Here is a 12,775-nt window from a genome sequence, read left to right as displayed (position 1 = left end):
CGGTACGCATGGTTCATGCCGGATCACTTGGGGACGGCCCTCAGGTGGTTCAACGGGTGCCATGCGCGGGCGTTCGGTTGCCATTGGCGCAGCCGCAGCGAGACGAGCGACCAACGGAGCGGGCGCGCGATCGGGATGAACGGCACATCCGCGGCGATTGCTGCATCGGCGGCAGCGATCGCGTCGCTGCGAGCGGCGAGCGTTGGGGCGACGCGCGCCGCCTCCAGCGCCCGATCGGCGGCTTCGCCACAGGGCGTGCAGGCGAACGCGAGAAACCAGCGTGCGCTGTCATAAGGAGCGACCACGTCGACCAGCCGCAAATCGGCATCGCGATCATCCAGCGCTACCCGCTCCGGTTGAATGCCGATCGTCAGCAGGTCCGCGCCGATCCGGCCCCACAACAAATTTCCGCCCGGCCCGGAGGGAAGCGCGATGCGGAGCCGCAATGCGCCCGGATGGTTGCGCTGCCAAATCGCGATACGAGTGACGGCCTGTAACTGACGATTGTCGTGATCTTGCGCCACCCATGGCGAAGATGCCGGAGCGGCGGCCGAATCAAGCTGGTCTGGCAGCAATTGCTCGGTCGGGGCCCAATCGGCCGAAAAGGCGGCAGTGAGCGCGGCGCGATCGATCGCCCCCGCGATGGCGGAGCGATTGTCCTGATCCGCGAGGAAGCCTTCGCGCTTCACGATCGCCAGCCCGAACAACCCGCCCGCCGGGTCGAGCCGCACATTGGCAGGTGGAAGAGAAGCGAGTTGGAGCAACGGCCAGTCTCTCACGGTGCCCCCGGTGACGAGATCCGATCGCCGCGCTGCGAAGCGGGTGATTGCCCGTGCGGCGTTTTCGCCGATCAACCGGACATCATCCTCTGGAACTTTCTCACGTTCCTCATCGGGCGAGCGATTGAGTGCGCGCGCCGGGGTCAACAGCATCGATTGCCGGTTTTGGTGCGCAATGCGGAACGGTCCGGTGCCGGCTGGTGCGCGCAGCCGCATGATCGCCAATTCGGGCTGGGCGAAGATCTTCAGCAGATCGGGGCGCGGATAGGCCAGCTCGATCTGGATGATCTGCGGGGTCATCTCCACGATCGAGTCGATCGCGGTAAGATAGGGCTTCAGCGGATTGCGGGAGGCCGGCGCGATCTGGCGCTTGAGGATCGCCACCACGTCCTGCGCGGTAACTGGCCGGCCATCGGACCATTGCGCCTCGCGCAGACGGAAAATGTAGGTTTGCCCCTCGTCGGTGACGATCCAGCGTTCGGCAACGCCAGGCTCGATCTGGCCGGTGGCATCGAAGCGGACCAAACCCTGCGCAACCGAGTCGGCCAGCAGGCGATCACTTTCCGGGCTTTCGTTTCGGCTGATGTCCCGCAATTCGGGGGCGGCACCGATCACGCTTGCCACGACCGGGCCAATATCCGCGCGCCGGTCGCAGCCGGCGATCAGTGCCAGAGAGGCATATGCGATGGTGCGGACGGCGGGACTCGAACCCGCACGCCAATGGCAGAAGATTTTAAGTCTCCAGCGTCTACCGATTCCGCCACGTCCGCGCATCGCCCGCGACGTGAAGGCTACCGGGAGGCGAACGTCAAGCGACGTTGAGCCGGATTCGCATTTCCTTGCCGGGTTTGAAATAGGGGACGCGCTTCGCATCCACCTCAACTACCTCTCCGGTGCGCGGATTGCGACCAGTGCGAGCATCGCGTGCGCGGGTGGAGAAGGCACCGAAGCCGCGCAGTTCGACTCGACCGTTTTCGGCCAGTCGGCGCACGATTTCATCGAAGAAGGTGGAAACGAGCGCTTCAACCTCGCGCAATGAAAGCTCGGGGTTGGCCTCGGCAAGCTGCTCGACGAGTTCGGAGCGGATCATACTGCAACCTCTGGTGCGATTCTCCGCGGCGCGCGGGATCGATCGGTTACAATAGTATAGGCAAACTGCGGATCGGAATAGGACCGAAACGACAATTTGATGTAAATTTGTGCCGTATCGAGAACCGGGCGGGAATGATCCCGCCCGGTTCGCCGACCTTACTTCTTGGTGTCGCGAGCCTTCAGCGCTTCGCCGAGGATGTCGCCGAGCGACGCGCCCGAGTCGGACGAGCCATATTGCGCCACTGCCTGCTTCTCTTCGGCGATCTGCATCGCCTTGATCGAGAAGGTCGGCTTCTTCGAACGATCGAAGCCGGTGACCATCGCATCGAGCTTCTGGCCGACCTGGAAACGCTCCGGACGCTGCTCGTCGCGGTCGCGGCCGAGATCGGTGCGCTTGATGAAGCCGGTCGCGCCATCGTCGCCCGCCTGCACTTCGAGGCCCGCGTCGCGGACTTCGAGGATGGTGACGGTGGTGATGGCGTTCTTCGCCAGGCGATCGCCAGCCGTTGCCGCGCCGACCACCGGGCCGCCGCGCTCAAGCTGCTTCATGCCGAGCGAGATACGCTCCTTCTCGGCGTCGATATCGAGCACGATGGCGGTGACCATCTCGCCCTTGCGATGCAGCGCCAGCGCGTCCTCGCCCGAAACGCCCCAGGCGATGTCGGACATGTGGACCATGCCGTCGACATCGCTGTCGAGGCCGATGAACAGGCCGAACTCGGTGGCGTTCTTGACTTCGCCTTCGACGGTCGAACCGATCGGATGCTCGGCTGCGAACTTCTCCCACGGATTGGCCTGTGCCTGCTTGAGGCCGAGGCTGATGCGGCGCTTGTCCTCATCGACCTCTAGCACGACGACATCGACTTCCTGGCTGGTCGAGACGATCTTGCCCGGATGGACGTTCTTCTTGGTCCAGGACATTTCGCTGACGTGGACGAGGCCCTCGATGCCGGCTTCCAGCTCAACGAACGCACCATATTCGGTGATGTTCGTGACGCGACCGGACAGCTTCGCGCCGACCGGATACTTGGCGCCGGCGCCATCCCACGGATCGCTCTCGAGCTGCTTCATGCCGAGCGAGATGCGCTGCGTATCCTTGTTGATGCGGATGATCTGCACCTTCACGGTGTCGCCGATGTTGATCATCTCGCTCGGGTGAGCAACGCGCTTGTAGCTCAGGTCGGTGACGTGGAGCAGGCCATCGATGCCGCCCAGATCGACGAAAGCGCCGTAATCGGTGATGTTCTTCACCACGCCGTCGATGATCTGGCCCTCGTGCAGCGACTGGATCAGGCCCGAACGCTGCTCGGCGCGGGTTTCTTCCAGCACGGCGCGACGCGACACGACGATGTTGCCGCGCTTGCGATCCATCTTCAGGATCTGGAATGGCTGCGGGATATCCATCAGCGGGGTTACGTCACGCACTGGGCGGATATCGACCTGGCTGCCGGGCAGGAAGGCGACGGCGCCGTTCAGGTCGACCGTGAAGCCGCCCTTCACGCGGCCGAAGATCACGCCCTCGACGCGCGCGGTCTTGGCGAATTCGGTTTCCAGCGTGTCCCATGCGGCTTCGCGACGCGCGCGATCGCGCGACAGCATCGCTTCGCCGTGCATGTTCTCGACGCGGTCGACATAGACTTCGACTTCATCGCCGACCTTCAGCTCGGCCTTCTGGCCGGGAGCGGCGAATTCGCGCAGCGGCACGCGGCCTTCGCTCTTCAGGCCGACGTCGATGATCGCCATGTCGTTTTCGATACCGGTGACGGTGCCGTGCACCACGCGGCCCTCGAAGCTGTCGGCGCCGCCGAACATGTCATCGAGCATTGCCGCGAAATCATCGCGGGTTGGGTTTGGCATAGAGGCCATAAAGCTAGAGTTCCTTAAGTCGTTTCCGGCCAAACGGTTGAATCCGCTGGTCTTGGCCTTCACTGCCGCGCCGACCCCATGTCGATGCGGCATCCATTGAGCGGGGGAATGAGAGGACCAAGACGCCAATGCGAAAAGGGCGCGAGAGGGTATCCTCCCCGCCATGCCTCCGCAGACCCCAGCCTGCCGGACCGGCGCCCCTTAGCCCAAGTCATAGTTATCCACAAGCAATTGGCGGTGGGATGCGACGGGCCGGCGCGGTTTCGCGCGCGGCCGTTCGCCGCTGGCTCAGCCTTTCGCCGCCGCCTTTCGCGCGCGCTGTTCTTCAACCAGCGTGATCGCTTTCTGCACCGATGCCTCGATCGACAGGAAACTGGTGTCGAGCAGTGCGGCATCCTGTGCGGGCACGAGCGGCGCTGCGCTGCGTGTGCTGTCGCGCTGATCCCGCGCGCGGATGTCGGCGAGAACCTGATCGAAGCTGATCGAGGAGCCGTGCGAATGAAGCTCGGTATGGCGGCGGCGCGCGCGGATGTTGGGCGTCGCCTTCACGAACAATTTGGCGTCCGCGTCCGGGGCGATTACCGTGCCGATATCTCGCCCGTCGAGTACCGCGCCCCCTTCCTGATGCGCGAACCTCTTCTGCCGCTGGAAAAGCGCGGCGCGGACCAGTGGGTGCGCCGACACGACGGAGGCCAGTTTGCCGATTTCACCGTCGCGCAACACCGGATCGGCCAGCGTCAGATCATCGAACCCACAGGCGGCGACCGCATCGGCCTCCTTGGTCGGGTCCAGCCCGAGCCGCTCGACGGTCGCCGCGACGGCGCGATACAGCAACCCGGTATCGAGATGCGGCAGATGATAATGTTTGGCGAGCGCCTTGGCGATCGTGCCCTTGCCGGATGCCGCCGGTCCATCAACCGCGATGATCATGCCAGAGCATCCTGCCGCGCGAGCCAGCCGCGCAGCGTTGCAACGGTCTCTTCGGGGCGATCGCCGAAGATATTATGCGCTGCACCTGGAATCACCGCGAATTCAGCATCTGGCACGCGTGCGGCATAGCTGCCGATCGTCGCCGGCCGCGCTTCGTCATATTGGCCGCAAATGAACAAGGTTCGCTTCCCGTTGAGCTTGGCGAGCAAGGGCTCACCGTCATATTTCCTGAGCGTGCCGGTCGAGACGAATTCGCTCGACCCCCACATTGTTTCGTAGAGCCGCGCATTGAAGCCGTGACCGCCGACGCTCCGCGCATAAGCTCGCCGCACGTCCGATGCGGGTTCGCGGCCGTTATAGGCGGCGTAAAATGCGCTGCTCGCTGTTTCGCAACTGGGCAGCTGAGGAGCCTTTATTGCTTCGCAGCGGCGGATTTCCGTACGGATCGGGGCGGGGAGGGCGTCGACGAGGATATTGGCGTCGCCGATCCAGCTTTTGGTCGCGATCAACGGGCTGGCGAGCGCCAGTCCAGCCAGTCCTGCCGGGTGTCGGGCGCCATATTCCAGCGCGATCGTCCCGCCCCAGCTATGCCCGAGAACATGACAGCGCGTGACGCCAAACGCGTGGCGGATCGCGTCCAACTCATCGACGAAGCGGGAGATTCGCCAGTTGACGGGGTTGTTCGGCAGGTCCGAACGCCCCGAATCGAGCTGGTCGTAAAGGATCACAGCGCGCTCGTCGGCGAGCGGCAGCGCCTCCAGTAGTGCGTCGTGCGTGCCGCCGGGGCCGCCGTGGATCATCAGGAGCGGTGGGCGGCGGCTGAGGTCACCGTTGACGCGGACATAGATGCGGCCGCCTTCGACCGGGACCATCTCCTCGCGGGTGGGTGCCGGATAGCTCGTCAGTCCGCGCGCTATCGCCGGCATCGGCAGCAGCGTCGCCAGCCCCCCGGCGAGCAGCAGCCGGCTGATCGATCAGCTCCACGCGACGCTTCCCCCCGAGCGATTCGAGCAGCGCGAAGAAGGTCGGGAAGCTCGTCCTGACCGGCGCGGCGTCGTCGATCATCACGGCCGCTGACGGGCGTGGAGTCCAGCGACCGCCATGCTCATTGCGATGCGGTGATCGAGTTTCGAGGCGATACGCGAGCGCCGCCGGGGATCGGATCGCCGCCGGTGCCGTCGATCGACAGGCCGTCCTCATGCTCGATGAGCGAGACGCCGTTGGCGACCAAGGCGCTACCTTCATTGCACCGCGATGCGATCGGATTCCTTGACGCGCAATTCGTCCGCCCCGCGCGCGATCGGTGCGCCCTCGCGCAAGAGCGGCGGCGACGAACAGCGCGGGATATTCGTCGATCATCGACGGCGCGAGATCGTGCGGCACCTCGATGCCCTTGAGCGCGGCGTGGCGCACGCAGCAGGTCCGCGACCGGCTCGCCGCCGACGTCGCGCGCGTTCAGATCTCGGTGATGTCGCGCCCATCAGGCGCAGCGCGGTGACGATCCCGCTGCGGGTCGGGTTCATGCCGACATTCTCGACCACCACGTCGCTGCCCGGCACGATCGAGCGCGGCGACCAGCCAGAAAGCGGCGGAGGAGGGGTCGCCGGGCACGACGATCGATTGCGGCTTCAGTTCGGCCTCGCCGGTGATCGAGATGAGCCGGCCCTCGGCGCACCGCTCGACGTTGAGTCGCCGCGCCGAATCCGCGAGCATGCGCTCGCTATGGTCGCGCGTCGGACCGGCTCGATCACGCGGGTGATGCCGGGCGTGTTGAGGCCGGCGAGCAGGATCGCCGATTTCACCTGCGCCGAGGCGACGGGCAGGCGTGTAGGTGATCGGCACCGGCGGGGCGAGCCCGCGCACCATCAACGGCAGGCGGCCGCCGGGGGAGGGGGTGAATCGGCGCCCATCTGCGACAGCGGGTCGATCACCCGCTGCATCGGGCGCGTGGACAGCGAGGCGTCGCCGGTGAAGGTCGCGGTGATCGGATGGCTGGCGACCAGCCCCATCAGCAGGCGGGTCGAGGTGCCCGAATTGCCCATGTCGAGCGCGGCCTGCGGGCTGGAGCAGGCCGCCGACCCCGACGCCGTTGATGCGCCAGATGCCGTCGTCGCCACGCACGATACCGCGCCCATCGCGCGCATCGCGGCGGCGGTGGCGAGCACGTCCTCGCCCTCCAGCAGCCCTTCGACGCGGCTTTCGCCCACCGCCAGCGCGGCGAGCATCAGCGAGCGGTGGCTGATCGATTTGTCGCCCGGCACGCGGATGCGCCCGACGAGCGCCGAGGCGGGGTTGACGGTGACTGGCTGCGGAGAAGCTGTATGGGCCATGTCCGCGCGGCCTTGCCAGCCGGGTTGTGCTATGGCAAGGCGCCCACCACTTCGCAGGGACTGGCCTGTTGAAACACCCATCCGAAAGGTTCTGCACGGCATGATCAAGCCGGAATGGGGCACGAAGCGTACGTGCCCGAAATGCGCGACGCGTTTCTATGACCTCGAAAAGGACGACCCCGTCACGTGCATCGCCTGTGGCTATGCATGGGAGCCGGAGCCGATCCTGAAATCCAAGCAGCCGCTGCCGTTCGAGGCAGCCAAGACCAACACCGGTCCGGCCGACAGCGATCTCGCTGGCGGGTCCGACGAAGATGAAGATCTGGACACCGGCGAAGACGAAGAGGTTTCGGCCGACGACGAGGTTGATCTCGGCGGCGACGACGATCTCGGCGTCGAAACGTCGAGCGACGACGAAGAAAATTGATTGGTTTTCGGCAAGCGGTGTTTCACCGCTTGCCAAGCCCGCAGCGCCCCGCTAGGGGGCGCTTCCCGGACGGAATTTGGGGCCGTAGCTCAGCTGGGAGAGCGTCGCAATGGCATTGCGAAGGTCAGGGGTTCGATCCCCCTCGGCTCCACCATTCCCGTCCGTTTTCTAAAAAAATCACCTTCACATCGTGGCGTCGCGGATCGTTTCCATCGCGACGAAGGTCGATGTGCTCGCCACATGCGGCAGGCTGGAAATCCGCTCGCCCAATACGATGCGATAGCGACGGATATCTGCCGTGCGCACCTTGAGCAGATAATCGAAGCTGCTCGCGATCATGTGGCATTCCTCCACCTCCGGAATCTTCAGCACCGCGCGGCGGAATTCGTCGAGCGCGGCTTCGCGCGTGTCCGACAGTTTCACCTCGGCGAAGGCGACATGATCCAGCCCGAGTTTGGCGGGATCGATCATCGCGCGGAATCCCCGAATATAACCATCGTCGAGCAGCCGTCTGAGCCGCACCTGGCACGGCGTTTTGGAAAGGCCGACCCGCCGCGCCAATTCCGTCACCGACATGCGGCCATCTTCGCGCAACGCCTCGATGATCCGAGCGTCGAATACGTCGATTTCATCGTTTTTGACAATTCTGCCGGTCATATCGCTTGAATTTGCCCATGAATGAGGTTTGTTTGGAAATATTTTGTCGAATGATCGGGCGGATTGCCACCATCGAATTTGGTATCCGGTGATATGACCAACCCCCTCCCCCCGCTGTTCGCCGATTTCGCCCCGCCGATCCGGGAGCAGACGCCGCTGCGCCAGGCGATCACCGCCGCCTATCGCCGACCGGAGACAGAATGCCTGCCGCCGCTGCTGGCCGCAGCGAAGCTGGCGCCGGCGAGCAAGCAGGACGACCCGCGACGGGCGCAAGCTGATCGACGGCGCTGCGGGCCAAGCACAAGGGCACCGGCGTCGAGGGGCTGGTGCAGGAATATTCGCTCTCCAGCCAGGAGGGCGTGGCGCTTGATGTGCCTCGCCGAGGCGCTGCTGCGCATTCCCGATACGGCGACGCGCGACGCGCTGATCCGCGACAAGATCGCCGATGGCGACTGGAAGTCGCATGTCGGCGGCGGCAAGTCGCTGTTCGTCAATGCCGCGACCTGGGGCCTCGTCGTCACCGGCAAGCTGACCTCGACCGTCAATGACCGCAGCCTCGCCGCCGCCCTGACGCGCCTGATCGCGCGAGCCGGCGAGCCGGTGATCCGGCGCGGCGTCGACATGGCGATGCGGATGATGGGCGAGCAGTTCGTCACCGGCGAGACGATCGACGAGGCGCTGAAGCGCGCCCGCCGCTGGAGGCGCGCGGCTTCCGCTATTCCTACGACATGCTCGGCGAGGCCGCGACGACCGCCGCCGATGCCGCGCGCTATTACCGCGACTACGAGAACGCGATCCACGCCATCGGCCGGGCGGCGCGGGCGCGGCGTCTATGAAGGCCCGGGCATCTCGATCAAGCTCTCGGCGCTGCATCCGCGCTATGCGCGCGCCCAGGCCGGGCGGGTGATGTCGGAGCTGCTGCCGCGCGTGCAGCGCTCGCGCTGATCGCCAAGAGCTACGATATCGGCCTCAACATCGATGCCGAGGAGGCCGACCGGCTGGAGCTGTCGCTCGACCTGCTGGAAGCGCTGCGCTTCGACGCGCGATCTGCAGGGCTGGAACGGGCTCGGCTTCGTGGTGCAGGCCTATGGCAAGCGCTGCCCCTTCGTGCTCGACTGGATCATCGATCTCGCCCGCCGCGCCGGCCGGCGCATGATGGTGCGCCTGGTCAAGGGCGCCTATTGGGACGCCGAGATCAAGCGCGCCCAGGTCGACGGCCTCGCCGATTTCCCGGTCTATACCCGCAAGGTCCATACCGACGTCGCCTATGTCGCCTGCGCCGGAAGCTGCTGGGCGCGCCGACGCGATCTTCCCGCAATTCGCGACGCATAACGCGCAGACGCTGGCGACGATCTACGCATGGCCGGCACGACTTCGCGGTCGGCAAGATACGAGTTCCAGTGCCTGCACGGCATGGGCGAGCCGCTCTATGACGAGGTCGTCGGCAAGGAGAAGCTCGATCGGCCCTGCCGCATCTATGCGCCGGTCGGCACGCATGAGACGCTGCTCGCCTATCTCGTGCGGCGCCTGCTGGAGAACGGCGCGAATTCCTCCTTCGTCAACCGCATCGCCGATCCGAACGTGTCGATCTGCGACTGGTCGCCGATCCGGTCGACGTGGTCGCGCGCGATGCCGGTGATGGGCAGCAGCACCCGCAGATCGCCCTGCCGCGCGACCTTTACGGCGCCGAGCGGCGCAACTCGCCGGGCATCGACCTGTCGAACGAGGCGCGCCTCTGGCGCGGGCGCGGCGATGTCGCGCGCGGCGCAGAGTGAGGCGTGCCGCTGCGGCGCCGAGTCGACGGCGGGGATCGCGCGCGCCGGTCCTGAACCCGGCCGATCATCGCGATCGGGTCGGCACCGGTGGATCGAGGATCGCCGCAGGACGCGCGCGGCTCGCGGCCGAAGGCGGCAGCGCGCCTCGTGGCGCGCCGTGCCGCCGCCGAGCGCGCCGCCTGTCTCGACCGCGCCGCCGACATCATGCAGGCGCGGATGCCGGCGCTGCTCGGCCTGATCGTGCGCGAGGCCGGCAAAGTCGTTGCCCAACGCGATCGGCGAGGTGCGCGAGGCAGTCGATTTCCTGCGCTATTATGCGGAGCAGGCGCGCCGCACGCTCGGGCCAGCGCATGGCGCGCTCGGGCCGGTCGTCGTGCATCAGCCCGTGGAACTTCCCGCTGGCGATCTTCACCGGGCAGATCGCCGCCGCGCTGGTCGCGGGGAATCCGGTTCTGGCCAAGCCGGCGGAGGAAAGCCCGCTGATCGCGGCGCAGGGCGTGGCGATCCTGCACGAGGCGGGTGTGCCGACGGATGCGCTACAATTGCTCCCAGGCGACGGCGCAATCGGTGCGGCGCTGGTCGCGGCGCCCGAGACGGCGGCGGTGATGTTCACGGGATCGACCGAGGTGGCGCGGCTGATCCAGGCGGAACTGGCCCAGCGCCTCTCCGCAAATGGCGCGCCGATCCCGCTGATCGCGGAGACCGGCGGCCAGAACTGCAATGATCGTAGATTCCTCGGCACTCGCGGAACAGGTGGTGGCGGACGTGATCGCGTCAGCCTTCGACAGCGCGGGCCAGCGTTGCTCGGCGCTGCGCATCCTATGCCTTCAGGAAGATGTGGCGGATCGCACGCTGGCGATGATCAAGGGCGCGCTGCACGAGCTTTCGATCGGGCGTACCGATCGGTTGGCGGTGGATATCGGCCCGGTGATCACCGCCGAGGCGCAGGCGAATATCGAGAAGCATATCGAACGGATGCGCAGCGCTCGGGCGCCCGGTCGAGCAGATCGCGCTCGCCGGAGAAACGGCGCACGGCACCTTCGTTCCGCCGACGATCATCGAGCTGGATGATATCGCCGATCTGCAAGCGCGAGGTGTTCGGGCCTGTGCTGCACGTCGTGCGCTTCCGTCGCGCGGGGCTCGACCAGCCTGATCGATGCGAGTCAACGCGACCGGCTATGGGCTGACCTTCGGGCTGCACACGCGGCTCGACGAGACGATCGCGCACGTCACGCAGCGGGTGAAGGCGGGCAACCTCTATGTCAACCGCAACGTGATCGGCGCGGTGGTGGGCGTGCAGCCGTTCGGCGGGCGCGGGCTTTCGGGCACTGGGCCGAAGGCGGGAGGGCCACTCTATCTCGGGCGATTGGTGACAGGCGTGCCGGTGCCGCCGCGACTTTCCTCCAATGCCGCCGATCCGGCGGCGCGCGATCTGGCGCTCTGGCTGGAGGAAGCCGGCGACATGGATGCTGCGGCGCAGGTGCGCGCGGCGCTCAGCGCCTCGCTGGTTGGCGGGGAGGTGGAACTGCCAGGGCCGGTCGGCGAGCGCAACCTTTATGCGCTGCATCCGCGTGGGTGTGTGCTGCTGTTGCCGGAAACCCGCGACGGGTTGATCGCGCAACTCGGCGCGGCGTTGGCGGGAGGAAATGACGCGGTGATCGCGGGAGACGCGGCGCTGCTTCCGGGCCTGCCGGCGGCGGTGACCCATCGCGTCCGCTGGGTCGCGGATTTCGCGGGTGCCGGGCCGTTCGCGGGGGCGTTGATCGAGGGTGATGCCGGGCGGGTGGGCGACGCGCTGGCGAGGCTCTCCGCGATGCCGGGGCCGATCGCTCTGCCGCAAACGGCGGCAAATGGTTACCGGCTGGACTGGTTGGTGGAGGAGGTTTCGACCTCGATCAACACCACTGCGGCGGGCGGAAATGCGAGCTTGATGGCGATGGTGTGAACTGATTCACCCGCGGTTCAGGCAACAAGTTCCCGCATTTCGACGCATGATATAACGACTCAACGCACCTTCCGCCCGCCCCGACGCGTGGGGCGGGGGCAGGTATTGCGTATTTTTACCTCTCCGCGCCAGAAAGGGTCGTCCGGGGCGCGGGGGTGCGATCCAGGCGAGTTGATAAAAGAACGCCGGGTCGCTCGGCGGTAGTCGGTTAACGATTGATCGTCGGGGTCTGATGTCGCAATTTTCTTTCACGCAGCTTGTTCGAGGCTTTGGGCGCATCGCCTCCATTGCCACGATGACCCTGGCGCTCGGTGGTCTCGGCTCGATCGCGCATGCCGCGCCGGATACCACGCAGAAGGCAGCAGTGGGTGGTCCGCTGGTTGCGGCGAGCAGCGCGGAGGCCTCGGTTGAGCTGAGCGGCGAGGCGCAGTTCCGCTCGCTGTTCATGACCTGGAAGAAGCTCGACACGATGGAACAGGGCGTAATCGCCATCCCGTCGGTGCAGCCGGTTCAGCACCTCAATTTCTCCAGCAATTTCGGCGTTCGCAGCGATCCGTTCCGTCGCACCGCCGCGATGCATGCCGGCGTGGATATCCCCGGCCCGGTCGGCACCCCGGTTTATGCCACCGCCGATGGTGTGGTGAGCCATGCCGATCGCCTGGGCGGTTACGGCAACATGGTGGAAATCAACCATGGCAAGGGCATCGCGACCCGCTATGGCCATCTTTCCAAGATCCTGGTCAGCGACAACACCCGCGTGAAGCGTGGGCAGCTGATCGCTTTGATGGGCTCGACGGGTCGCTCCACCGGGCCGCACCTCCATTACGAGGTGCGCATCGATGGTCACGCGGTAAACCCGGTGCCGTTCCTCACCACTTCGGATTATCTGCTCGCTGCGCAGGATAGCAACGTGCGGCAGATTCCGGTGGTCACCAGTGGTCCGGCGCCGCTGGATACCGTGGACTGAGCGAAAG

General features: G+C 66.1%; 13 protein-coding genes, 2 tRNA genes and 3 pseudogenes. 8 read left to right on the top strand and 10 right to left on the bottom strand.

What is annotated here, in order from left to right; genetic code table 11:
* Positions 1 to 23: 23 nt before the first annotated feature.
* The 9 genes from P0Y64_00455 to P0Y64_00415 form a co-directional block, all read right to left on the bottom strand.
* A complete protein-coding gene (locus P0Y64_00455; protein WEK43369.1) occupies positions 24 to 1,403 on the bottom strand; it encodes an ABC transporter substrate-binding protein in 1,380 nt (459 codons plus the stop codon).
* Positions 1,404 to 1,465: 62 nt separating this feature from the next.
* Positions 1,466 to 1,549: transfer RNA gene (locus P0Y64_00450), tRNA-Leu, on the bottom strand.
* Between the two features lie 38 nt (positions 1,550 to 1,587).
* Positions 1,588 to 1,869 (bottom strand): integration host factor subunit beta, encoded by a 282-nt coding sequence (locus P0Y64_00445; protein WEK43368.1) that lies wholly within the window; start codon positions 1,867 to 1,869, stop codon positions 1,588 to 1,590.
* Positions 1,870 to 2,027: 158 nt separating this feature from the next.
* Entirely contained in the window at positions 2,028 to 3,737 is a 1,710-nt protein-coding gene (gene rpsA / locus P0Y64_00440; GenBank protein ID WEK43367.1) for a 30S ribosomal protein S1, read from the bottom strand.
* Positions 3,738 to 4,025: 288 nt separating this feature from the next.
* Entirely contained in the window at positions 4,026 to 4,667 is a 642-nt protein-coding gene (locus P0Y64_00435) for a d(CMP) kinase (protein WEK43366.1), read from the bottom strand.
* Positions 4,664 to 5,593, bottom strand: a complete 930-nt coding sequence (locus tag P0Y64_00430) for a proline iminopeptidase-family hydrolase (protein ID WEK43365.1) — start codon at positions 5,591 to 5,593, stop codon at positions 4,664 to 4,666. Before P0Y64_00430 ends, P0Y64_00435 begins: the two co-directional genes overlap by 4 nt.
* Before the next feature lie 179 nt (positions 5,594 to 5,772).
* Entirely contained in the window at positions 5,773 to 5,898 is a 126-nt protein-coding gene (locus P0Y64_00425; GenBank protein ID WEK43364.1) for a hypothetical protein, read from the bottom strand.
* Between the two features lie 224 nt (positions 5,899 to 6,122).
* Positions 6,123 to 6,380: a hypothetical protein gene (locus P0Y64_00420; protein WEK43363.1), complete on the bottom strand. Its 258-nt coding sequence runs from the start codon at positions 6,378 to 6,380 to the stop codon at positions 6,123 to 6,125.
* Between the two features lie 152 nt (positions 6,381 to 6,532).
* Positions 6,533 to 6,997: a hypothetical protein gene (locus P0Y64_00415; GenBank protein ID WEK43362.1), complete on the bottom strand. Its 465-nt coding sequence runs from the start codon at positions 6,995 to 6,997 to the stop codon at positions 6,533 to 6,535.
* 100 nt (positions 6,998 to 7,097) lie between these two features.
* Here P0Y64_00415 and P0Y64_00410 point away from each other — a divergent pair, with 100 nt between their 5' ends.
* Together P0Y64_00410 and P0Y64_00405 are read left to right on the top strand one after the other, a co-directional pair.
* Positions 7,098 to 7,424 carry a TIGR02300 family protein gene (locus P0Y64_00410; protein ID WEK44916.1) on the top strand — a complete coding sequence of 109 codons (327 nt, stop codon included), beginning with the start codon at positions 7,098 to 7,100 and terminating at the stop codon, positions 7,422 to 7,424.
* Between the two features lie 78 nt (positions 7,425 to 7,502).
* A tRNA-Ala gene (locus P0Y64_00405) sits at positions 7,503 to 7,578 on the top strand.
* A gap of 29 nt (positions 7,579 to 7,607) precedes the next feature.
* Here the strand turns inward: P0Y64_00405 and P0Y64_00400 are convergent.
* A complete protein-coding gene (locus P0Y64_00400; GenBank protein ID WEK43361.1) occupies positions 7,608 to 8,081 on the bottom strand; it encodes an Lrp/AsnC family transcriptional regulator in 474 nt (157 codons plus the stop codon).
* Positions 8,082 to 8,174: 93 nt separating this feature from the next.
* On the opposite strand from P0Y64_00400, the gene P0Y64_00395 reads away from it, so the two are divergent.
* The 6 genes and pseudogenes from P0Y64_00395 to P0Y64_00370 all read left to right on the top strand — a co-directional run bounded on the left by P0Y64_00395 (position 8,175) and on the right by P0Y64_00370 (position 12,768).
* Positions 8,175 to 9,026 (top strand): hypothetical protein, encoded by an 852-nt coding sequence (locus tag P0Y64_00395; GenBank protein WEK43360.1) that lies wholly within the window; start codon positions 8,175 to 8,177, stop codon positions 9,024 to 9,026.
* A gap of 33 nt (positions 9,027 to 9,059) precedes the next feature.
* Positions 9,060 to 10,094, top strand: a pseudogene (locus P0Y64_00390) (proline dehydrogenase family protein).
* Positions 10,095 to 10,206: 112 nt separating this feature from the next.
* Positions 10,207 to 10,512 (top strand): annotated as a pseudogene (locus P0Y64_00385) (aldehyde dehydrogenase family protein).
* 64 nt (positions 10,513 to 10,576) lie between these two features.
* Positions 10,577 to 10,927, top strand: a complete 351-nt coding sequence (locus P0Y64_00380; protein WEK43359.1) for an aldehyde dehydrogenase family protein — start codon at positions 10,577 to 10,579, stop codon at positions 10,925 to 10,927.
* Between the two features lie 85 nt (positions 10,928 to 11,012).
* Positions 11,013 to 11,801 (top strand): aldehyde dehydrogenase family protein, encoded by a 789-nt coding sequence (locus P0Y64_00375; protein WEK43358.1) that lies wholly within the window; start codon positions 11,013 to 11,015, stop codon positions 11,799 to 11,801.
* Between the two features lie 352 nt (positions 11,802 to 12,153).
* Positions 12,154 to 12,768, top strand: a pseudogene (locus tag P0Y64_00370) (M23 family metallopeptidase).
* Positions 12,769 to 12,775: the final 7 nt, after the last annotated feature.

The sequence above is a fragment of the Candidatus Sphingomonas colombiensis genome, from assembly GCA_029202845.1.
In the GTDB taxonomy this organism is placed as follows: Bacteria; Pseudomonadota; Alphaproteobacteria; order Sphingomonadales; family Sphingomonadaceae; genus Sphingomonas; species Sphingomonas colombiensis.
This window is presented reverse-complemented; position numbering and strand designations above follow the sequence as displayed.